This is a genomic window from Roseibium album, from assembly GCF_965233825.1.
Taxonomy (GTDB): Bacteria; Pseudomonadota; Alphaproteobacteria; order Rhizobiales; family Stappiaceae; genus Roseibium; species Roseibium album.
In genome coordinates, this window is the sequence record NZ_OZ247583.1 from 6,022,469 (window position 1) to 6,043,034 (window position 20,566).

The 20,566-nt window shown below is 55.8% G+C and carries 18 protein-coding genes; 10 read left to right on the plus strand and 8 right to left on the minus strand.

The window, feature by feature from the left end; translation table 11 throughout:
* Positions 1-30: 30 nt before the first annotated feature.
* A complete protein-coding gene (locus tag ACO6TI_RS27730) occupies positions 31-534 on the minus strand; it encodes a GatB/YqeY domain-containing protein (RefSeq protein ID WP_422385339.1) in 504 nt (167 codons plus the stop codon).
* Between the two features lie 246 nt (positions 535-780).
* On the opposite strand from ACO6TI_RS27730, the gene carA reads away from it, so the two are divergent.
* The gene (gene carA / locus ACO6TI_RS27735; protein WP_055118055.1) at positions 781-1,962 is read left to right on the plus strand and encodes a glutamine-hydrolyzing carbamoyl-phosphate synthase small subunit; all 1,182 of its coding nucleotides are present in this window, start codon (positions 781-783) and stop codon (positions 1,960-1,962) included.
* Positions 1,963-2,110: 148 nt separating this feature from the next.
* Here carA and ACO6TI_RS27740 read toward each other — a convergent pair whose 3' ends face one another.
* Positions 2,111-2,488, minus strand: coding sequence for a MerR family transcriptional regulator (locus tag ACO6TI_RS27740; RefSeq protein ID WP_208992757.1), 378 nt, complete (start codon positions 2,486-2,488; stop codon positions 2,111-2,113).
* Between the two features lie 1,023 nt (positions 2,489-3,511).
* Here ACO6TI_RS27740 and ACO6TI_RS27745 point away from each other — a divergent pair.
* From ACO6TI_RS27745 to ACO6TI_RS27760, 4 genes are all read left to right on the plus strand, one after another.
* Positions 3,512-3,754, plus strand: a complete 243-nt coding sequence (locus ACO6TI_RS27745; protein WP_082442908.1) for a helix-turn-helix domain-containing protein — start codon at positions 3,512-3,514, stop codon at positions 3,752-3,754.
* A gap of 172 nt (positions 3,755-3,926) precedes the next feature.
* A complete protein-coding gene (gene carB, locus ACO6TI_RS27750; protein WP_422383794.1) occupies positions 3,927-7,289 on the plus strand; it encodes a carbamoyl-phosphate synthase large subunit in 3,363 nt (1,120 codons plus the stop codon).
* A gap of 127 nt (positions 7,290-7,416) precedes the next feature.
* A complete protein-coding gene (greA, locus tag ACO6TI_RS27755; RefSeq protein ID WP_055117657.1) occupies positions 7,417-7,890 on the plus strand; it encodes a transcription elongation factor GreA in 474 nt (157 codons plus the stop codon).
* Between the two features lie 120 nt (positions 7,891-8,010).
* Positions 8,011-8,496, plus strand: coding sequence for a hypothetical protein (locus ACO6TI_RS27760; protein ID WP_055117659.1), 486 nt, complete (start codon positions 8,011-8,013; stop codon positions 8,494-8,496).
* A 12-nt stretch (positions 8,497-8,508) separates the two neighbouring features.
* Here the strand turns inward: ACO6TI_RS27760 and ACO6TI_RS27765 are convergent, their stop codons facing one another.
* Entirely contained in the window at positions 8,509-8,979 is a 471-nt protein-coding gene (locus ACO6TI_RS27765; RefSeq protein ID WP_029061077.1) for an Lrp/AsnC family transcriptional regulator, read from the minus strand.
* Between the two features lie 197 nt (positions 8,980-9,176).
* On the opposite strand from ACO6TI_RS27765, the gene ACO6TI_RS27770 reads away from it, so the two are divergent.
* From ACO6TI_RS27770 to ACO6TI_RS27780, 3 genes are read left to right on the plus strand one after another with little or no spacing between them, the layout of a single operon-like run.
* Positions 9,177-10,172 (plus strand): mitochondrial fission ELM1 family protein, encoded by a 996-nt coding sequence (locus ACO6TI_RS27770; RefSeq protein WP_104703809.1) that lies wholly within the window; start codon positions 9,177-9,179, stop codon positions 10,170-10,172.
* A gap of 55 nt (positions 10,173-10,227) precedes the next feature.
* A complete protein-coding gene (trxB, locus tag ACO6TI_RS27775; RefSeq protein ID WP_055117663.1) occupies positions 10,228-11,196 on the plus strand; it encodes a thioredoxin-disulfide reductase in 969 nt (322 codons plus the stop codon).
* Positions 11,197-11,227: 31 nt separating this feature from the next.
* The gene (locus tag ACO6TI_RS27780) at positions 11,228-12,124 is read left to right on the plus strand and encodes a LysR family transcriptional regulator (protein WP_055117665.1); all 897 of its coding nucleotides are present in this window, start codon (positions 11,228-11,230) and stop codon (positions 12,122-12,124) included.
* A gap of 465 nt (positions 12,125-12,589) precedes the next feature.
* Here the strand turns inward: ACO6TI_RS27780 and msrP are convergent, their stop codons facing one another.
* The 5 genes from msrP to ACO6TI_RS27805 all read right to left on the minus strand — a co-directional run bounded on the left by msrP (position 12,590) and on the right by ACO6TI_RS27805 (position 19,798).
* Positions 12,590-13,552, minus strand: a complete 963-nt coding sequence (msrP, locus tag ACO6TI_RS27785; RefSeq protein WP_104703811.1) for a protein-methionine-sulfoxide reductase catalytic subunit MsrP — start codon at positions 13,550-13,552, stop codon at positions 12,590-12,592.
* 237 nt (positions 13,553-13,789) lie between these two features.
* Complete coding sequence (locus ACO6TI_RS27790) at positions 13,790-15,853, minus strand: elongation factor G (protein ID WP_055117668.1); 2,064 nt, start codon at positions 15,851-15,853, stop codon at positions 13,790-13,792.
* Positions 15,854-16,654: 801 nt separating this feature from the next.
* Positions 16,655-17,134 carry a DUF992 domain-containing protein gene (locus ACO6TI_RS27795; RefSeq protein WP_029061069.1) on the minus strand — a complete coding sequence of 160 codons (480 nt, stop codon included), beginning with the start codon at positions 17,132-17,134 and terminating at the stop codon, positions 16,655-16,657.
* Between the two features lie 185 nt (positions 17,135-17,319).
* Entirely contained in the window at positions 17,320-18,519 is a 1,200-nt protein-coding gene (locus ACO6TI_RS27800) for a pyridoxal phosphate-dependent aminotransferase (RefSeq protein WP_104703812.1), read from the minus strand.
* 133 nt (positions 18,520-18,652) lie between these two features.
* Positions 18,653-19,798, minus strand: a complete 1,146-nt coding sequence (locus ACO6TI_RS27805) for a hypothetical protein (RefSeq protein ID WP_196877174.1) — start codon at positions 19,796-19,798, stop codon at positions 18,653-18,655.
* A gap of 265 nt (positions 19,799-20,063) precedes the next feature.
* Here ACO6TI_RS27805 and ACO6TI_RS27810 point away from each other — a divergent pair, with 265 nt between their 5' ends.
* Both ACO6TI_RS27810 and ACO6TI_RS27815 read left to right on the plus strand, forming a co-directional pair.
* Complete coding sequence (locus ACO6TI_RS27810) at positions 20,064-20,291, plus strand: hypothetical protein (RefSeq protein ID WP_422383795.1); 228 nt, start codon at positions 20,064-20,066, stop codon at positions 20,289-20,291.
* Positions 20,292-20,327: 36 nt separating this feature from the next.
* Positions 20,328-20,561 carry a hypothetical protein gene (locus tag ACO6TI_RS27815; protein WP_104703815.1) on the plus strand — a complete coding sequence of 78 codons (234 nt, stop codon included), beginning with the start codon at positions 20,328-20,330 and terminating at the stop codon, positions 20,559-20,561.
* Positions 20,562-20,566 lie beyond the last annotated feature (5 nt).

Consider the following 20,566-nt stretch of genomic DNA (forward strand, 5'->3'; position numbering starts at 1 on the left):
CCTCGACCCAAAAGCCGGACGCTTCGCAAGTTAGCCCTTCGGGGTTTCGTCCGCACCCTGTTGCTGGTGATGACCATTGCCTTCCGTGCGCAACATATCCTTCACAAGGCAGGACGCCTGAACAAAGTCCATCTTTCCCGGATACCGGCTTTTCAGCTCGCTCATGCAACGCCCGATGTCGCGCAGACCATGTGCCTCGATGTCCTTGACGGTAGCCTCGCAAAGTGTGCGCATCTCGTCTTCGGTAAGCTGAACGGGCAGGAATTCGCGAATGATTTCCTGCTCCACGCGTTCCTGCTCTGCAAGGTCGAGCTGCCCGCTGGTTTCAAACTCGTTTGCCGACGTTACCCGTTGGCTAATCATTTTCTGAAGGATTTCGATGACGTCGCTATCGCCGACACCATCCTTGCCGTTGTCGCGTGCAGAGGCTTCCCTGTCCTTGACGGCGGTCTGGATCAGACGCAAGGTCGCGCAGCGCCGCTTGTCGCCTTCTTCTTGCGCCGATTTCAACGCAATGCCGATTCTCTCGCGCAAGTCGTCGCGCATGGTTCACCCTATCCCTGCCGCACTGAGCCTGCGGGCGTTTTGACGCCCTTTCACATTTCTCAGCCAAGCTATTGAATTTTAATGGTCTTTTTTCAAAGGATCAATATTGACGATCCTAGCCGCTTCCCATAGAGTCCCGCGCTTGATGCAGACGGCCGCATAAAGGCATTTTTGCCAGTCGCAGACGCCTATCCTGCAGCGCATGATGTCACCAACAGACTCTGGATACAAGACATGACGACTGCAGACGCATGGTCTGAGACCCCGGCGACCGCCCTGCTTGTCCTTTCCGACGGCAGCATAATCGAAGGGCAAGGCCTCGGCGCCACCGGCCAAGCCGTTGGTGAGATTTGTTTTAATACGGCCATGACCGGATATCAGGAGATCCTCACCGACCCCTCCTATTCGGGTCAGATTATTACGTTCACTTTTCCGCATATAGGGAATGTGGGCACGAATGACGAGGATATTGAAACCGTCAACATGGCCGCCGACAGCGGAATTCGAGGTGTCGTTCTTGCTGCGCCGATAACCGATCCGGCCAACTACCGGGCTGCAAAACATCTTGATGCCTGGCTCAAGAGCCGGAACATGATCGGTATCTGCGGCGTCGACACCCGTGCATTGACCGCGCTGATCAGGGAGAAAGGTGTTCCCAACGGTGTGATCGCTCATGCACCTGATGGTCGTTTCGACGTTGAAAGCCTGAAAACAGCCGCCGCCAACTGGCCTGGCCTCGTCGGCATGGATCTGGCGAAAGACGCCTCGACGACCCAGTCACACCCCTGGTCCCAGACGACCTGGCGTTGGGACGAGGGCTACGGAGAAACCGAAGGCTCAACCTACAAGGTCGTCGCCATCGATTTTGGTATCAAACGAAATATTCTGCGACTGCTCACCGATGCGGGTTGCGATGTCACTGTTGTGCCTGCAACGGCAACTGCAAGTGATGTGCTGGCCCACGAACCCGATGGTGTGTTTCTGTCCAACGGTCCCGGCGATCCGGCAGCGACGGGCAAATATTCAGTCGACATGATCAGGGGCGTTTTGGACAAGGGTGTCCCGACTTTCGGCATTTGCCTTGGTCACCAGATGCTCGCGCTCGCGCTCGGGGGCGACACGATCAAAATGCATCAGGGCCATCACGGCGCCAATCATCCGGTGTTCGATCACACGACTGGCAAGGTCGAAATCACATCAATGAATCATGGCTTTGCGGTCGACGCAAACAGCCTGCCGGAAAATGTCGAACAAACTCACGTCTCTCTTTTCGACGGCTCGAACTGCGGTCTGGCCATGAAGGACAAACCTGTTTTTTCAGTCCAGTACCATCCGGAAGCCTCTCCGGGGCCGCGTGACAGCCATTATCTGTTCAAGCGGTTCACCGATCTGATGCAGGCCGGCCGACCCGCGTGAATTCAGGGTCTGCCCTGCCGGCGGGCAACCGGTTCCAACACGAATGGAAGTCCGCCTCATGAGTTCGACACACCGCAGTTGGACGCGGAAAAGCAAAACCCCGGCTCATTTCTGAACCGGGGGCATTGCATTGTCTGAATGAGGCGAGTCAGGCGATCAGTTCATCAAAGGCCGACAGGATCTGTTCAACCTCGGCAACCTGCTCATCAAGCATTTGCTTCTGCTCGACAAGGATCTCTTGTTGCCCCTGGCAGATTTCCTGCAATTCCTTGAACTGGTCTTGTTTGTTGGTATTGCTTTCGACCAGCTTGATCACCCGCCGAATTTCAGCAAGTGTCAGTCCGATTTTCTTGGCTTGAAGGATGACCCGCATCCGCGACACATCACGCGTGCCATAAAAACGGCGAGCACCTTTGCGCACAGGGTTAAGCAGACCCTTTTCTTCGTAGAACCGCAGGGTACGCAGCGTTACGTTGAAGCGCTCAGACATCTCAGAGATAGCAAGGGCGCGGTCATCAAGCACCACGTCCTGTCCCGGACCTGCTATGTCCGGAACAACGACCATTTTGGTAGCGACATTGTTCATAATGTTAAGCCCGATCTTGTTTTTTTGTTCCGAGTTCGGTCAGGCTTTGCAGCACCCCTGATTTTCCGGTCCCACATCCGGATCCTCAGGTCCCACTAGTGATGCAAAACAACCTCTCGGTTATTTACCATCGCACACGGCGAAAAGCCCCAGCTCTGCACGGCCGAGACTTAGCAATCAGACTAATACACTGGTTCGATAGTTAAAATCTACGCAAAAATCGGAAATATTGATCATTTTTCGCAGAAGTTTCAGAAGACCGAAAATTAAACCCTGAATTATGACAGAAAGATCACCAAGCTGGCAGTCCATAAACACCCCCACGGACAAACTAGGGGGCATAAATATTAATTATCGATAATCCAGATCCAATAAACCACATTTTCAATTCTCGTGAATTCCGCAGCAGTCCATACTAACTTCACGGGAGCAAGAAAAGGGAAAAATACTTAATTTTCCTCAACTTACCCAAACAAAATGATTTAGGTACCTGATTTTTTTTAAATGATACCTAGCCGGTGGCACGGCCGTTTCGATAAAAACCAATACACAACCATAAATTGAGTTCGAAAAAACAATTTATCAGTGCGCGCATTGCCATAGATTAAATACAATACTGTATTTTTTTCCAAGTGACGTTGAGGATTCCGTTGCCTGTGGAGAACTCACGCTGCCGAAGACTTTCCTCCCTTACCGGAAGGTGAAACTCGCCTCCTCGAATTTCTCCCATAAATGACCGATTGCTCCAACACCTTGTCTTGGACCGGTCGTCAAAACGCTTCAACAAGCGCCTATCGCGCAAAAAAGAGCACATTGTGCACTTCTTGATTGACAAAGACCGATCCAGGTTATTTTTGTCAATCTGATCGGCGTATCCGTTCCAAAGTGCGGTCACGCGGAAGCAAGTTACTCTGGATAAATTGAAATATGGCCGAATCGAAAACAAAAATCTCCGTGCCAGGCATGACTCCGCAACAATTCCGACACTGGAGGCGAACACTCGGATTGAAACAGAAAGACGCAGCTGAGCGGCTCGGTCTGAAAAAACGCATGATCCAGTACTACGAGAAGGGCAATCGCGATGGCCGGCCTGTCGAAATACCGAAATCCATACGTCTCGCCTGCTACGCACTGTCGGAAGGAATCAGCGACTTTGACGGTCTTTCGGCAACACCATTGAAAATCGAACCGTCAGAAACCGACTAATCGCATCAATTCCATTCGGAAAACGTCGTCTTGTCGTCCTGCCGGGGTTTCATAGTGCAGAGCTTTTCCCTATAAGACGCGCTCAGCCAACATCGTCACTTACTTTTAGACAGAACCAGACCGAATAGCGAAAGCGCTACTCCGGACTGGCCACTGCGAGCTGAGAGCCGAGATGCCCAAACGCACAGATATCTCTTCCATCCTGATTATTGGTGCCGGTCCGATCGTTATCGGGCAGGCCTGCGAATTCGACTACTCCGGTACTCAGGCCTGCAAGGCGTTGCGCGAAGAGGGCTACCGGATCATCTTGGTCAATTCCAACCCGGCCACGATCATGACTGATCCTGACCTTGCGGACGCGACCTATATCGAGCCAATCACGCCTGACCTCGTCGCCAGGATCATCGAGAAGGAACGGCCGGACGCGCTTTTGCCGACCATGGGCGGACAGACCGCGCTCAACTGTGCGCTCGACCTGGAACAGATGGGTGTTCTGGAGAAGTTCGGTGTCGAGATGATCGGCGCCCGCGGTGATGTGATCGAAAAAGCCGAGGACCGCGAAAAGTTCCGGGCCGCAATGGACACGATCGGACTTGAAAACCCGCGCGCCGCCATTGCCTCGTCACCCGCCATCCGGGACGAGAACGGCAGGATCACCGGCTACGATCGCAATGCCGGTTATCTGGAGGCGATGCGTGCGCTTGACGAAATCGGCCTGCCCGCAATCATCCGCCCTGCATTTACGCTCGGCGGCACTGGCGGTGGCGTCGCCTATAACCGTGAAGAATTTGAAACCATCGTTCGCTCGGGCATAGACGCCTCGCCGGTCGGACAGGTTCTGATCGATGAAAGCCTTCTGGGCTGGAAGGAATACGAAATGGAAGTCGTCCGCGACAAGGCGGACAACTGCATCATCATCTGCTCGATCGAAAACGTCGACCCGATGGGTGTCCACACCGGCGATTCGATCACGGTCGCGCCTGCCCTGACCCTGACCGACAAAGAATACCAGATGATGCGCGACGCCTCGATTTCGGTCCTGCGCGAGATCGGCGTGGAAACAGGTGGGTCCAACGTTCAGTTCGCGGTCGATCCCGACAACGGACGTCTTGTGGTCATTGAAATGAACCCGCGGGTTTCCCGGTCTTCTGCCCTGGCGTCGAAGGCAACTGGCTTTCCGATCGCCAAGATCGCAGCTAAACTGGCAGTCGGCTATACGCTTGATGAACTTGAAAACGACATTACCGGCGGCGCGACCCCCGCGTCATTCGAGCCCACGATCGATTACGTCGTAACCAAGATCCCGCGCTTTGCCTTTGAAAAATTTCCGGGATCGGAAGCGACACTGACCACGGCCATGAAATCGGTCGGCGAGGTCATGGCCATTGGCCGGACATTCAATGAAAGCATGCAAAAGGCACTGCGGGGCCTGGAAACAGGCATAAATGGTTTCGACGAGACTGAAATTGCCGGTCTCGACCAGGGCGATGACAGGAACGCCCTGCGTGCTGCCGTTTCGACGCCGACCCCGATGCGTCTGCTCAATGTCGCGCAGGCCATGCGCTTCGGCATGACCATCGAGGAAATCAATCAGGCAAGTGGTATCAACACCTGGTTCCTGGAACAGATCGCAGACATTCTCGCGATGGAAGCCAAGGTGAGAAATATCGGATTGCCGCGGGATGCCGCAAACCTGCGTAAGCTGAAATCCATGGGGTTCTCCGATGCGCGCCTGGCAAGCCTTGCAGGCCTTGACGCCGACAATGTCGTCAAACTGCGTGAAGAACTGAATGTTCATCCGGTTTACAAGCGCATCGACACATGCGCTGCAGAATTTGCCTCGCCGACCGCATATATGTATTCCACCTACGAGGCACCGTTCATGGGTGCCCCGGCGTGTGAAGCCAACCCGTCGGACAGGAAAAAGGTTGTTATCCTGGGCGGAGGACCGAACAGAATCGGTCAGGGTATCGAATTCGACTACTGCTGTTGCCACGCGGCATTCGCCCTCGACGAGGCCGGCTACGAAACCATCATGATCAATTGCAATCCGGAGACGGTTTCGACGGACTACGACACGTCCGACCGCCTGTATTTCGAACCGCTCACGGCTGAGGATGTTCTTGAAATCATCCGCAAGGAACAGGACAACGGAACGCTTCATGGCGTGATCGTCCAGTTCGGTGGCCAGACGCCTCTCAAGCTTGCCCAGGCCCTCGTCAAGTCGAACGTTCCAATCCTCGGCACATCGCCGGACATGATTGACCTTGCCGAAGATCGAGACCGGTTCCAGAAGCTCCTGATCAAGCTCGGCCTGAAGCAACCGGAAAACGGCATTGCCTATTCCGTTGAACAGGGTCGCCTGATCGCGGGTCAGCTCGGCCTGCCGCTCGTGGTCCGTCCCTCCTATGTTCTCGGCGGCCGCGCAATGCAGATCATTCGCGACGAGGAAGCCCTGAACTCCTACCTCCTCGGCACCCTGCCCGAGCTCGTACCTGCCGAGGTTCGTGCAAAATATCCAAATGACAAGACGGGCCAGATAAACACCGTCCTTGGCACCAATCCGCTGCTTTTCGATCGCTATCTGCAGGGTGCAATCGAAGTCGATGTCGACGCGCTGTGCGACGGCAAGGACGTTTTTGTCTGCGGCATCATGGAGCATATCGAAGAAGCGGGAATTCACTCCGGCGACAGCGCGTGCTCATTGCCCCCATTCTCGTTGTCTGAAGAGCTCATTGCAGAACTCAAGCGCCAGACAACAGCGTTGGCGCTGGGTCTTGAAGTCGGCGGTCTGATGAATGTCCAATATGCCATCAAGGGCGACGAGATCTATGTTCTTGAGGTCAACCCGAGAGCGTCACGGACGGTTCCTTTCGTCGCCAAGACGGTTGGAGCGCCGATCGCCAAGATCGCCAGCCGGGTCATGGCCGGCGAAAGCCTCGCTTCCTTTGGCTTGAGCGAGAGCAAGCTGGATCACATTGCGGTAAAGGAAGCCGTCTTCCCGTTCGCCCGTTTCCCCGGTGTCGACACCATCCTTGGCCCGGAAATGCGCTCCACCGGAGAAGTCATGGGTCTGGACACGGCATTCGGAACGGCATTTGCCAAGTCCCAGATCGGATCGGGCACCGGCGTTCCTGATCAGGGAACAGTTTTCGTTTCGATGCGCGACGCAGACAAGGAAGGCGTCGTGGATGCCGTGCGCAGCCTGGAGCAGGCCGGATTTTCCATAATTGCCACGGGCGGAACCCAGAAATTCCTGGAAGACCAGGGCATTGCGGTGAAGAAAATCAACAAGGTGCTTGAAGGCCGCCCGCATATCGTCGATGCTGTCAAGAACGGTGACGTCCAGCTTGTCTTCAACACAACGGAAGGTGCGCAGGCCATTGCCGACAGCCGGTCGATGCGCCGGGCGGCGCTCCTGAACAAGGTTCCGTATTACACGACCCTTGCAGGTTCCGTCGCAGCAGCCAAAGGCATCACCGCCCACAAGGCGGGAAGCCTTGAAGTAAGACCTTTACAATCCTACTTCGGCTAAGGCTATTATATACGCGACCGGCCGGGAAAGCGCGCCTTTCCCGGTTGGTTTGTTTTTGTAAATACGTGGTCCTTATAGAGAGCGAAACCAGCTTAAAAGGATCCAATAAGCTGAAGGTCTGAGACCCATGGAAAAAGTTCCGATGACCTCTGCCGGTTACAATATGCTTCAGGTCGAACTGAAGGAACGTACCACGGTTGAGCGTCCGCGCATCGTCGATGCCATATCCGAAGCGCGAGCGCACGGCGATCTGTCGGAAAATGCCGAATACCATGCTGCCAAGGAAGCCCAGAGCCTGAACGAAGGCCGTATTGCGGAACTTGAGGACAAACTGTCGCGCGCAGAAGTCATCGATGTCACCAAGTTGTCCGGCGAAATCATCAAATTCGGAGCGACCGTGTCGCTCATCGATGAGGACACCGAAGAGGAAAAGCGCTACATGATCGTCGGTGACGTTGAATCCGACGTGAAGCAGAACAAGGTTTCCATCTCCTCTCCGATCGCACGCGCGCTTATCGGAAAGTCGGTTGGTGACAGCGTTGAAGTGGCCGCTCCCGGGGGAGCCCGCTCTTACGAAATTGTTCAAGTCAAATTCACCTGAACCTTTGACATTCCAATCAGATAAGGTCTGACACGGCGTCAGTCGATCACTGCCGTTTTCCCTTTGACGCATGCCGGTCAATCGCTAAGGTAGCTACCGGTATGTGTCGGAGGTCTGGTGATGGTCTTTCATGCAATCGGAGTGTGGCTGCTGGTCGCTGCCGTCCCGCTCTGGATCTATCGCTGGTATGTGTATTCCAGGCTGGATGCGCGTGAGCGGCGTGTTTTCACACGCATCGTCAAGCGCCGGCATGAGAATGCCTACGCGTTTGCATTGCAGATGTTCGGTTTTCTGATTGCGCTGGCCACTGCGGTCATTCTGCTCGTTCTCGGCCTCAGATACATCAAGCAGGGCTCGCTGGAACTCGGCGCCTATCGCGAAACCATCCGCAACAGGCTTTATTCCGGCGTCGATCCGATCGACAGGGCGCTCGACGCTTATCACTATGATCAGTTTCTGCCGGTCGCAATCCTGACAACCTGCGCGCTCCTGAGTGTTGCCTTTACACTCGTTGCGACTGCTCTCAGGGACATTTCCATGATGTCCAGGCTGAACAAGAAACTCCAGGGTATGAAAGAGCGTCAGACACAAGCTGCCGCAAACTAGAGCTTGTGATCGTTATCCTGTGATCGGAACCACAGGCTCATCCTTGGTCCTGCGAATGGTCAGGGCAGTGCGCACGCTGTCGACGTTCGGCGCGGCGGTCAGCTCCCGGATCACGAAATTCTGGAAGGTCTGCAGGTCCGGCGACACGCATTTCAACAGGAAATCCACTTCTCCTGAGAGCATGTAACTTTCGCGAACCAGCGACCAGTTCTGCACCGTCTGTTCAAAGGCAATCAGATCCGCCTCTGTCTGACTGTGCAGGCCCACCATGGCAAAGGCGGTTACGTCATAGCCCAGCTGTTTCTCGTCCAACAGGGTCCGGTAGCCCTGGATGAGCCCCGCTTCCTCCAGAGCCCTGACGCGGCGCAGGCAAGGCGGTGCGGATATGCCGACGCGTCGCGCCAGCTCGACATTGGTCATCCGGCCGTCGTCTTGCAGTTCTTTCAGGATCTGCCAATCAATGGCATCAAGCCGCGCTTTCAATCCTGTCTCCTTTGAGGTTTGCCTGTTGACCCGACTGTGGGTAGGTGTTGCTGAACCGGGTTGGCATATTGCAGGAAGCGAGTTCCCCGCTATAAGCTTTTGATGGTGCCGAGTTATGATTATTTGCGCATTTGTGCAAGACTATAACAAAATCGCGCACGATTCCGAAAGATTACGATAGGGGAAGTTCTCCTTAAATGCACATTGAGCCGGAGACCTCCCCTGCATCCATCTGGATTGTGACGGATGGCAAGGCCGGAGACCTAGCCCAGTGTATCGGCGTCGCGAGTGCGTTGGGTGTTCCATACGAGGTTCGGACCATTGCCCCACGACCACCGTTTTCCTGGTGGCTTCCTTACGGGCCAACCGACCCGCGCGAGTGGGAAACACGTCCCGGCAGCCCGATCGCCCCGCCTTACCCTGATATCGTCATTGGCTCGGGCCGTCGCGCCGCGGCTTATCTTCGCCGGATCAAGAGACTTTCAGGAGGACGGACGTTTACGGTTTTCCTGAAGGATCCCAGAACGGGACCGCACGCTGCAGATCTGATCTGGGTGCCGGCGCACGACAGTCTGCGTGGCCGCAATGTTCTCGTCACACCGACTTCGCCGCACCGTTTTTCGTCTTCGACACTCGCTTCGCTGCGCGATGAAAGTATTCCTGACATCGACCGGTTGCCACATCCTCGAGTAGCCGTTCTCATTGGAGGTGACAGCCGCCATCATACCTTCAGCCCGGACGATCAGCAGCACCTTCTGAACAGCTTGAAACGGACAGAAGAGGAAGAAAGCGCCCACTTCATGATCACCGTGTCCCGTCGCACGCCACCGGCACTCTCGTCAGGTCTGGCCGGGCTGGCGACGTCCGGCAAGCATCTGTTCTGGGCCGGCGACGCGCCGAATCCGCTTGGACATTATCTGGCAAAGGCAGATGCAATAATCGCAACGGCTGATTCGACCAACATGATCGGCGAGGCCGCTGCGACAGGAAAACCCGTTCATGTGTTTCACCCGGGCGGCGGTCACGGCAAAATCACCAATTTTTTGGAGAGTTTGGAACGCCAGGGTGTAATACACCCCTTTCCAGGTCCGATAAAAACCACTACCTACGAGCCGATAGACGCGACGCCTGTCATAGCGGATCGCATCAGGAGTGATTTTTCAGCTTCACGACAGAGGGAAGCGGCAACCTGAGTCACCGCATCGTTGACGAACAGGCTGAGGAAGAAGACAGGAAACAGGTAACTTCATGAGCACGGAACACAGCAAGCTTTTGATCGTCGGCTCCGGGCCCGCCGGATATACCGCTGCTATCTACGCCGCGCGCGCCATGATCGAACCGACACTGGTCGCCGGCATTCAGCCGGGGGGGCAGTTGACCATAACCACTGACGTGGAAAATTATCCCGGTTTTGCCGATCCCGTCATGGGTCCGTGGCTCATGGAGCAGATGCAGAAACAGGCGGAAAATGTCGGTACAAAGCTTGTTTACGACACGATCGTGAAGGCCGATCTGTCGCAACGACCATTCCGGCTTGAAGCAGACAGCGGAACGGTGTTTACCGCGGACACACTCGTAATCGCCACCGGTGCCCAGGCCCGCTGGCTCGGATTGCCTTCCGAGCAGGACTACATGGGCGCCGGCGTTTCTGCATGTGCGACATGTGACGGTTTTTTCTACCGCAACAGGGAAGTCGTCGTGGTCGGCGGCGGCAACACGGCGGTCGAAGAAGCCCTTTATCTTGCCAATCTCGCTTCCAAGGTTACACTGGTGCACCGCCGCGACAGCTTGCGCGCGGAAAAAATTCTTCAGGACCGCCTTTTCCGGAACCCCAAAATCGAGGTTGTCTGGGATCATCAGGTTGATGAAATTCTTGGCGGTGGCGAGCCGAAAGGGGTTACGGGCGTTCGCCTGAAAAACACCGGAAACGGCGAACTCCGGGAGATTTCGACCGATGGCGTCTTCATCGCAATCGGACACGCACCGTCCGTGGAACTCTTCAAGGACCAGCTGACGCTGAAACCGAACGGCTACTTGGAAACAGCACCGGATTCGACCAAAACATCCATTCCGGGTGTCTTTGCAGCCGGTGACGTTACGGACGACATTTACCGTCAGGCCGTCACTGCGGCTGGAATGGGCTGCATGGCTGCCCTTGAAGCGGAGAAGTTTCTGGCCGAGCATGAGACGGCATCAACACGACAGGCAGCCGAATAAGGCAGCCTGAACGTCCTGCGGAGGGGCACGCATGGATTGGGACAAATTGCGCATCTTTCATGCGGCCGCTCAGGCGGGCAGCTTCACCCATGCAGGCGACACCCTGCATATGAGCCAGTCGGCCGTCAGCCGTCAGGTCAGTGCTCTTGAGCATGACCTGGGCGTGTCGCTGTTCCACCGTCACGCTCGCGGACTGTTGTTGACCGAACAGGGCGAATTGCTTTACCGAACCGCTGCCGACGTTCTGATGAAGCTGGAGTCCGTTCAGTCCAGCCTCACGGACAGCAAGGACAAACCGTCCGGGATTTTGCGTGTTACCACCACGGTCGGCCTCGGCTCGACCTGGCTGACCTCACGGATAAAGAGCTTTGTCGAACTCTATCCTGACGTCGACCTGCATCTGATCTTCGATGATGACGAACTCGACCTCGGCATGCGTGAAGCGGATGTCGCCATCCGATTGCGCCAACCCACGCAGCCGGATCTGATTCAGCGCAAGCTGTTTACCGTGCATTTTCACGTCTATGCCGCGCCTGAATACATACAGCGGTTCGGATCCCCATCCTCGATTGAAGATATCGACAATCACCGGATCATCACGTTCGGCGAACAGGCTCCGGCTTACCTTCGCTCGATGAACTGGCTGGAAGCTGCCGGCAGGCCGGCAACCGAACCACGCCGGTCCGTCCTGAAAGTCAACAATCTGGTTGCGATCAAACGTGCAGTCCAGTCGGGCGTGGGCATTGCCATATTGCCTGACTACATTATCGACCATGCAACCAATCTGGTGCCGGTTCTGACAGAACAGGAAGACAAGGTCCCCTCGTTCGATACTTATTTCGTCTATCCGTCTGAGCTGAAGAACACTGCACGCGTCAAGGCCTTCCGGGAATTCTTGCTGAGCAGCGCCGAAAAGTGGGTCTATTGAGACAGGCCACGAAAGGCAAGCTGACCGCGGTCTGCTGATTTGGATTTAGGCAAAATCGACTTCGACGAACAGTCAGGAAAACCTGTTTTTTGACATTTGATACGAATGTTTTCAGCAGGATAATCGATTAAATTTAGTTGAAACCAGCTCAACTGGATTGTTAATTATCTGTAATCAAATAACTTTTTGCACGCCAAAATCTTTCGACACATAGCCCTGCGGTAAGTGCATAGCAGATTTGCACCACTGCCACTTGTTTATGCAGCTTGTGCACCGCATATAAGCATCACTGTTGGTCACACGGGTGTCACGTCCTCCTCCCAGTGATGCCCAGACCAGCTGTTCCCCTCTGGAAGGTGATTCCACTGTTTTCAGTGAATCAAAATAAACTGCCGGGTCTTTTAGGACCCGGCTCTTTTTTTGCCCAGAGCATGCTGCGGCGCAGCAAATCACACTGACAATTCCTCACATGAACAGGTTTTCACCGCCCAGATCTTTATAGAGTCCGGCGACCTGTTCCTGGTAGCCATTGTAAAGAAGCGTGTCACGGCGCTCGTCCGTTCCAAGTATTTTTTCGGAAGCCTGAGACCAGCGGCGATGCGGTACTTCCGGGTTCACGTTCGCCCAGAAACCGTATTCCTTCGGCTGGATTTCTTCCCAGAAGCTCACCGGACGCTGATCGGTGAAAGAGATCCGGACAACCGACTTGATGCACTTGAAGCCGTATTTCCACGGTGTCACCAGTCGTATCGGTGCTCCGAACTGTTTGGCGAGCGGCTTACCGTAAACACCGGTGGCCATGAAAGCCAGTTCGTTGGTTGCCTCGTCCAGCGTGAGCCCCTCGACATAGGGCCAGGGATACCAGCTCTGCTTCTGACCGTTGGCAACGGACGGCTCAAGGAAAGTCTCGAAACGCAGATATTTTGCGCCCGACTGCGGTCCAGCCAGTTTCACCAGTTCGGCGAGCGGGAATCCCGACCAGGGCACGGCCATGGACCAGGCTTCCACACAGCGATGACGGTAGAGCCGTTCTTCAAGAGGCATTTTGGACAACAACGTATCTATGTCGACGATTTGCGGATTGTCGACCAGGCCGTCCAGCGTCACCGTCCAGGGTCTGATCTGCAGTTTCTGGGCAGCAGGCCAGATCTGCTTGTGTGATCCGAATTCATAGAAATTGTTATACTTGGACGCGATATCTTCCGCCGTTAGCTCACGATCCAGCTTGAAGGCTGGATTGCGGCTGACAGGATAAAGCCCCGCACTCGGGTCTTCTTCGGCAAAGGCGGGCCGCACGCCAAGACCCGATCCGGCAAGCACTCCACCTCCAACTATTCCGGCAAGGATCTGGCGGCGGTTCAAAAACACGTGCTCCGGCGTTGCATCACGCCCCGGAAGCTCCCAGCTGCGCTTTTTCAAGATATTCATGGTCCAACTCCTGTTTGCCAAAGACAGAACCGGAATCGGCCTTCAAAGGCAAATAACGCCCTGGTGACCGGGCATGGGAAGAACTTGATCGGGAGTGATCAGGATGGAGCCGTTCAGTCTCGTCCAAAAGTTTGTAAACCGGGCTGGACGCCGGTCTTGCCATCGCGACCACGTGATATTGGAGAGGGACAGCTTGACCCCTCTCCGAGCTGCCGTTTCAACGCGCTCCAGTGCCTTCTATGCGGCCTGCTTGCCCGAGCGTTGCAGTGCCTGTTCGGCAGCCTTGCCGGAAAGTTCCGCCATGTGGTCGAATTCCGATACATAACTGGCAACGCCGGCCGTGGCTGATCTGAGTTCGATAATCAGGTCGCCGATTTCTGCTTCCGGCAACAGCGCCTGCACCTCATCCCAACCTGGCCAGCTCGGCCTTGCGTCAAAGCCGAGAAGTTGTCCCCTTCTTGCAGACACGATCGCATTGACCCTCGCGGTGGCATCGTTGGGGCAGGCGATAACCACTTTGTGGATTGGCTCCAGAAGCACCGGTTTGCAATCCGGCAAGCCTTCTCGGATTGCCAGCGCGCCGGCCATTTTGAAGGCCTGGTCCGAACTGTCGACGGAGTGATAGGAGCCGTCGGTCAGGCAGATCGCCACATCCACAACCGGAAATCCGAACGTGCCGCGTCCCAACGCATCCAATGCACCATCCCTGACGGAGGGAATGTACTGTTTGGGTACAACTCCACCGGTGATCGTGTCGGAGAACTGAATTCCCTCGCCTCTGGGAAGCGGCGAAATCTCCAGTACGACATCTCCGAATTGACCGTGTCCACCGGATTGTTTCTTGTGGCGCCCCCGAACCTTTGTCCTGGCACGGATGGTCTCCGCGTAGGGGATATGCGGCGTATGTGCCGATACATCCAGACCGTACTTGCCTGCCAGACGTTCCTGCGCCACCCGCAGATGCATCTCGCCCTGGCCTTTCAAAAGTGTTTCTGCCGTGGTCTGGTTCTGGCTGATGGACAGAGATGGATCTTCTTCCGCTAGCTTGGCCAGTGCAGCGGACAAACGGACTTCATCTTTTCTCTGCACCGCTTCAATAGCGGTCGCAAGGGCCGGGCTGCGCGGCTCGGGCGAGTTAAGCCCGGTAAATGCACCTTCATCGTGACTGAGAAGATCACCTGTTTCCACGTGTTCAAGACGCCCGAGTGCGACGAGATCGCCCTTTCCCGCTGTTGCGATTTTGCTGGCAGTTTGACCAAAGACCGAAAACAGCCCGGAAACCTTGACTTCGTCCCGACCGTTGCGGAAGAGGCTGTCCCCGTCGGAAACCTGCCCTTCCAGAACACGTGCAATGGAAATCTTGCCACCATGCTGTGTGTGCAGGGTCTTGATCACCTGGAGTGCCGCACGGCTGTTGTCATCCAAAATCCGGTTTGACAGGGTATCGACGAAGGGTGCCTCGTGCCGGAGCGCCTTTAAAAGCCGGCTGACACCGTTGCCGTGATCGGCCGATCCGAAGAAGACCGGACAGATCAGTCCGTCCTGCATTTCCTTGACCAGATCGGAAAAAACGAGGTCGCGATCCGGTGCGATATCCTCCAGAAGCGCTTCCATCAGATCATCGTCGTGATCGGCGAGATGTTCGAGCATGGTAAAGCGGGCTTCGTGTTCGCGCGTCCGGTCTTCATCGGACATGTCGATTTCCGTGCTGGGTTCCTTCTCGTGATAGACATGGGCCCGCTCAAGCGCCAAATCGATAAATCCGGTCGCCTGGCTGTCTTCCCAGATCGGGATCTGCCTCAATACCAGCGGAACCTCGGATGCCGGTTGCAGAACGGTCAATACATCCCGTACACGCCGGCTGCTCTTGTCGATCTTGTTCAAAAACAAAACCCGCGGAATGGCGCGGGCTTCGAGAGCTTTCAGGATGAGTTGAAGCGCGGGAACCTTGCGCTCGTCATCCTCCGCCACAACGACCGCCATATCGACGCCGCTGAGCGCTCCGTCCATTTCACTCAGGAATTCAACCGACCCGGGACAGTCAACAAAGACGAACCGGTCGCCCAGATATTCCGTATCTGCAACATTGACCTCCACGCTCATGCCGTGAGACCGCGCCTCCGGCGAAGCATCACCTACAGTATTGCCGTCGGTAACTGTCCCCTGCCGGGCCAGTTTGTCCGTTCGCGCCAGCAAAGCCTCCAAGAGACTGGTCTTCCCGCTGCCGAACGGACCGACTAGGGCGATACAGCGCGGCGTACTGCCGGCAGCTGTTCCTTTTCCGTTAGTAGAGTTTGCCATAAAGAGCCTCCCGTATGCTCGAGGATATCCCCGGAAATACGCGGCTTGGCCGGTGAGGAACGCGGGCCTGCCGCGTCTCGCCCGGATGGGATCGAAGGTCGAAGTCCTTGCCTTGCGGTGCCGGACCTTTGTTTTGACGACACATCGACCAGGGGCGATCACGTATCGTCGCGCCGAACATGACTGCAAAGCAAGGGAATATTACGTCGCAGTGCAGCAATTCAGCCGATCCTCGCACAAACATGAAGCAGAAACAGTTTCTTGCCGTATTGATGTGTGAAGATGTCGAGTGACTGGTTTCCAGCTCCAGGTCGGGAGAAAGTCATCCGATCTTGTGCGTGCTGCTGGCTTCAAGCTAATCTGTTCCGCAAGATTCAAGACGCCCGACAAGGCGCAACGGAAATTCGACTGTGCAGGTGTGTGTTCATGACAATACGTAAGTGCTCTTGGTTCTTCGTGCTTTGCCCGATGTTGTTCGCTGTTCCGGCAGCCGCGCAGAACGTTCAGTTGCGCGGGTTGCCGCAACCTGGAACTTCACTCCTTCCCTCGGCTGAGCAACAACTGAACCAGAACCTCGATCGCCAGAAAACCGATTTTTCAACGCAACGGCAGATCGACAGGGCAGTCCGGCAGAACCAGATTGATCAGTTGAATCGTCGCAATGCTGAAAGAAGTATTTATTCAGATCCGTGCGCGCGCGTGAATTCGCCCTGCGCCACTCAAAGATGAACCGCCTTGTAACGCGGGACACCTGAATATGGTCCGCCCGTTTCCCGGAAGTGAAACGGGCGGAGTTACTGTCTAGTTGATGGCTTCCAGGGTCAGTTTGCTGACGCCGAGCGTCAGGTTGGTGCCGGTCTGACTTTCCAGGCTGAACGGATTGAGTGCGATCGAACGGTCAAACCCGCCCAGTAGCGCGTTGGCCTTGATCCCGGCGCCCAGGCTGGCACCGGCGGTCAATCCACCGTAGGTCCCTGCGAGAAGGCCCGGTTTGCGGTTTGCAGACGGCGCCAACACGCCCCAGACAAGAGTTGCCTCTTTGGTCGTGCCGATATCAAGGCCATAGTCCCTGACATTACCGCGGTAGTACTCGATCTCCCCGCCGTCGACCGGCTTGAAACTGCAACCGAGTTTTGCCGATGATCCCACAATAAAGCTGTGCTCTCCTTCCACCAGGCAGCTTAAGGTACCGATCTCGACCTTTGGGCTGTTTTCCGATGCATGAGCGGAAGCTGTGACAGCAAGAACCGCGGCGGCAAGTGAGACGCTCAAAAAGCGCATATTGAAATTCTCCATGTCAAGAGGAGCCCCGATTGCCTTTGAATGGCAACGGGAGCAACCGTGATATGCAACCCTATCGCGTCAAAATCGGGGCGACGTGAATTCTTCCGGCTCTCTGGCAGATACACAAAACAAAGGGCGGCAAGAGCCGCCCTTCAGCTGTAATCTCGCACTGTCCGGATAGACTATTTCAGGTTTCCGCAGAAACGCTGGATCCTTGTGCAGGCTTCTTCCAGGGCTTCGGTGGATGTTGCGTAAGAAATCCGGAAATTCGGACCAAGACCGAACGCGGACCCGTGCACGACTGCAACGCCTTCCGTTTCCAGGAGTTCGGTCACGAAGTCCGCATCGTCCTCGATCACCTTGCCGGACGGCGCCGTTTTGCCGATCGTGCCTGCGCAGGACGGGAACACGTAAAAGGCACCTTCTGGCACGGGGCACGTAATGCCATTTGCCTGGTTCAGCATGGAAACGACCAGATCCCGGCGATCCTTGAAGACTTCATTGTTCCGCGGAATGAAATCCTGCGGACCGGAAAGCGCTTCGACTGCCGCCCATTGGGCGATGGAGCAAGGGTTCGAGGTCGATTGGGACTGAACTTTTGCCATTGCCTTGATGAGATCGGCAGGGCCGCCGGCGTAACCGATCCGCCAACCTGTCATAGCGTAGGCCTTGGAGACGCCGTTGACAGTCAGCGTGCGCTCGTAAAGAGACGGCTCGACCTGTGCTGGCGTCGTGAACTTGAAGTCGTCATAGACCAGGTGCTCGTACATGTCGTCGGTCATGATCCAGACCTGCGGATGCTTCGAAAGCACATCTGTCAGGGCCTTCAGCTCTGCCTCGGTATAGGCCGCGCCGGACGGGTTGGACGGCGAATTGAAGATCAGCCATTTCGTGCGCGAGGTTATCGCCGCATCAAGCGCTTCAGGCGTGATCTTGAAAGTGGACTTGTCTGCTTCGACGATAACCGGCTCACCGCCAGCAAGCAGCACCATGTCCGGGTAGCTGACCCAGTAGGGTGTCGGGATGATGACCTCATCACCGGGATTGAGCGTCGCGATGAGAGCATTGTAGAGCACCTGCTTGCCGCCGGTTCCCACAGTGATCTGGTTTGTCGCGTAGGTGAGCCCGTTTTCACGTTGAAACTTCTCGGCGATTGCGGCCTTGAGTTCGGGAATACCATCGACAGCGGTGTACTTGGTCTTGCCGTCATTGATCGCCGCGATCGCCGCCGTCTTGATGTTGTCCGGGGTATCGAAATCCGGCTCGCCAGCGCCGAGACCGATTACATCGCGGCCAGCAGCTTTTAGCTCGCGTGCCTTGTTGGTGACAGCGATGGTCGCAGAAGGTTGAACACGCGCCAATGCGTCAGCAAGAAAGCCCATAATATCCTCCAGGGGGAAACGGAATTAACAGCGCGCGGACCGTAGGCCCGTGCGTGCCGGAAGACAAGTCCCAATCAGCTCCCGCAATCCCGTCAAGGCAACTTTTTTGGCGCCAGGACCTGGAGGCGTTTCCTCAGCTTCGCGTCTCAAGGATGAGCTTCGGCTCATCCTTGTTCTCATCGATGAGGCTGCACTTGAATCTCTTCTTTTTTGTCTGACCGTTCAAAGTTGTTACGGGAACGGAAATCGGCACGTCGGATTCCTGCTTGGCAGAGCCGAGCAAAGACTGAAAATCATCGGCTTGAAGCAGAGAATCGGTGATTGCCTTTTCATCCAGACTTTCCGGAGTCAAATTATAGGTTTTCATCGCGGACTGATTGGCGGCAATGATCATGCGCGTCTTCGTGTTGACAACGAGCATCGGCGCGCTGCAAATCTCGAAGACCTGAGCGAAATCGACATCGCCGCCGACGTGTCCTGCGGAAAACAGGACACCTCCCACGGTCCCGCCCATGCGAAAATACATGGCATCGTAATTCAGATCGAGACCTTCGCTGGCCGTAATCAGAAACTTGCCGCGTCCTGTCGCACTCGCCCGCCGGGAAAGCGATGCCAGCACCAGGGATACAATTGTGCGCCCGACACGGTTTTGAATATGGGAGATGTTTCGGCCCAGGATCAGGCGCGCATCTTCAATCTGAAAGCTCTTCAGGAATCCGTCACTGGCAAAACGCACATAGCCGAAATTGTCCGCCAGCAGAACGATTCGGGAGGACGAGGCAACGAAATGCTGCAGGATCGGCGAAAGCCCGAGCGCGATCTGCGCCGGATTGTCCTCATTTTTCCCGATTGACGGAAAGCAGATTGCAAGAATGCGTCCGTCCGGCAATTCATAACGGTACGCAACGATGGGAACACCCGGAATTCTGTGGTCGGGACCTCCGCCGACATCGAATGGCCCGGCCTGTCCTTCGCGTATGGCACCTTGCACCAGACGCAGGATCGTCTTGCGGTCTTCCGGTGAAAGGAGACGCAAAGCCTCGTTGGAAGGTGCTTCCTGCAGGTCCTTCACTTCGCTATCGAAACTTTGAGACCCGACCTCATGCCACAAAATGGTTTTCTTGCTGATATCGGCGATAAAGAACTGAAGACCGGACAGGGAAAGCGCCGGTTTGTCGTTCTGCGTTTGTATCTGCTCCGACTTCTCGGCCGGCGCGGAGGGTCCATCCGTTTCCTGCGGCTTCTCGGCCAGAGCGCTCTGTGCTGCGTTGAGTGTCATTTCTGCCCGACCTGTTTCTCAAAAAACTTTCCAAGACATCGAGTATCGCAGGTAAAAGCAAACAAACACTAAAATGCACCGGCTAAAGTCGCGCGCCCGTCGAAACACAGTGTTCAAGCGAAAGGAACTTCTGTTCCCGAATTCTCTCGGGATCGCGGCCGTGCCGCAATATTGTCACGAAAACTCTCATCCATCGCCAGAATGCAGTCTGTCTGACGGCCCAATTGCAATCGACATTGCAAGCTGGAAGACGATGGAGGTTTCCATGCCGTTATTGACATCACCCGACACGTCTCGCGCGACACCAAAGTCCGGTTTCCGGCCGGTGTTGCTTTTCCCGCTGGCCATCGGTCTGTTGATGATGATGTCGCTGGCGATCGCCCCGACGCTGGCGCTTCCCCTCGTTGCATTCGTCGCCATGGCGGCTGTGACGCGGTTGCTGGGCCTGCGACTTTACGATGATCTGACGCAAGCAGTAGATCACCACGTCTAACAAGAACACGAAACAAAGACCGGCTCGCACTGAACTATGGCAAATATTGAGAACCCGAACGGACGGAAACACGTTTCCGGCGGCAGTGACCTGCGTGACGCCAAACCCCTCTTGCAGGCCATTTTCCTGGGCATGGTTCTTGCCGTCGCACTGGTTGCCGCGGCCACAATGGCGAATTCGGAAGCCGACGAAAACGGGGCACTTCAGGACACGGAAATCGAACAATCGCTCCCTGACGGCAAGGTGAGGCAGGACCCTCACGGACGGTGAGCACG

Excerpts from the sequence above, each read along its gene's own strand:
- carA (WP_055118055.1), top strand. The coding sequence starts at position 781 with ATGACGACTGCAGACGCATGGTCTGAGACCCCGGCGACCGCCCTGCTT.
- ACO6TI_RS27745 (WP_082442908.1), top strand. The coding sequence starts at position 3,512 with ATGACTCCGCAACAATTCCGACACTGGAGGCGAACACTCGGATTGAAA.
- carB (WP_422383794.1), top strand. The coding sequence starts at position 3,927 with ATGCCCAAACGCACAGATATCTCTTCCATCCTGATTATTGGTGCCGGT.
- greA (WP_055117657.1), top strand. The coding sequence starts at position 7,417 with ATGGAAAAAGTTCCGATGACCTCTGCCGGTTACAATATGCTTCAGGTC.
- ACO6TI_RS27760 (WP_055117659.1), top strand. The coding sequence starts at position 8,011 with ATGGTCTTTCATGCAATCGGAGTGTGGCTGCTGGTCGCTGCCGTCCCG.
- ACO6TI_RS27770 (WP_104703809.1), top strand. The coding sequence starts at position 9,177 with ATGCACATTGAGCCGGAGACCTCCCCTGCATCCATCTGGATTGTGACG.
- trxB (WP_055117663.1), top strand. The coding sequence starts at position 10,228 with ATGAGCACGGAACACAGCAAGCTTTTGATCGTCGGCTCCGGGCCCGCC.
- ACO6TI_RS27780 (WP_055117665.1), top strand. The coding sequence starts at position 11,228 with ATGGATTGGGACAAATTGCGCATCTTTCATGCGGCCGCTCAGGCGGGC.
- msrP (WP_104703811.1), bottom strand. The coding sequence starts at position 13,552 with ATGAATATCTTGAAAAAGCGCAGCTGGGAGCTTCCGGGGCGTGATGCA.
- ACO6TI_RS27790 (WP_055117668.1), bottom strand. The coding sequence starts at position 15,853 with ATGGCAAACTCTACTAACGGAAAAGGAACAGCTGCCGGCAGTACGCCG.
- ACO6TI_RS27795 (WP_029061069.1), bottom strand. The coding sequence starts at position 17,134 with ATGCGCTTTTTGAGCGTCTCACTTGCCGCCGCGGTTCTTGCTGTCACA.
- ACO6TI_RS27800 (WP_104703812.1), bottom strand. The coding sequence starts at position 18,519 with ATGGGCTTTCTTGCTGACGCATTGGCGCGTGTTCAACCTTCTGCGACC.
- ACO6TI_RS27805 (WP_196877174.1), bottom strand. The coding sequence starts at position 19,798 with ATGACACTCAACGCAGCACAGAGCGCTCTGGCCGAGAAGCCGCAGGAA.
- ACO6TI_RS27810 (WP_422383795.1), top strand. The coding sequence starts at position 20,064 with ATGCCGTTATTGACATCACCCGACACGTCTCGCGCGACACCAAAGTCC.
- ACO6TI_RS27815 (WP_104703815.1), top strand. The coding sequence starts at position 20,328 with ATGGCAAATATTGAGAACCCGAACGGACGGAAACACGTTTCCGGCGGC.